Source organism: Dermacoccus sp. UBA1591 (assembly GCF_002322065.1).
Taxonomy (GTDB): Bacteria; Actinomycetota; Actinomycetes; order Actinomycetales; family Dermatophilaceae; genus Dermacoccus; species Dermacoccus nishinomiyaensis.
The window spans coordinates 100,759-101,168 of record NZ_DCNR01000090.1; the positions used below are offsets into that span (position 1 = coordinate 100,759).

General features: G+C 68.5%; 1 protein-coding gene. It reads right to left on the bottom strand.

From position 1 onward, the window contains the following. Positions 1-410, bottom strand: a 410-nt coding sequence (locus B2284_RS10070) for a DNA gyrase subunit A (protein ID WP_286697440.1), incomplete at both ends; no start/stop codon positions are given.

The following is a 410-nucleotide window of genomic DNA, read 5'->3' on the forward strand; positions in this document are numbered from 1 at the left end:
CCGCGCAGGATGTGGATGCGCTTCTCGGCCTCGCGCAGGCGATAGGTCGTGCGGCGCACGATGACCTCGACCTGGTGCTCCACCCAGTAGCGGATGAACGCGCTCACCGGCAGCGTGCGCGGCACCCCGTCCACCAGCGCCAGCATGTTGGCGCCGAAGGACTGCTGCAGCTGCGTGTGCTTGTAGAGGTTGTTGAGCACGACCTTGGCCACGGCGTCGCGCTTGAGCACGATCACGAGGCGCTGGCCGGTGCGGCCGGACGTCTCGTCACGGATGTCGGCGATGCCCTGCAGGCGCCCCTCCTTGGCGAGCTCGGCGATCTTGAGCGCCAGCGCGTCCGGGTTGACCTGGTAGGGGAGCTCGGTGACGACCAGGCACTGGCGGCCCTGGATCTCCTCGACGTTGACGAC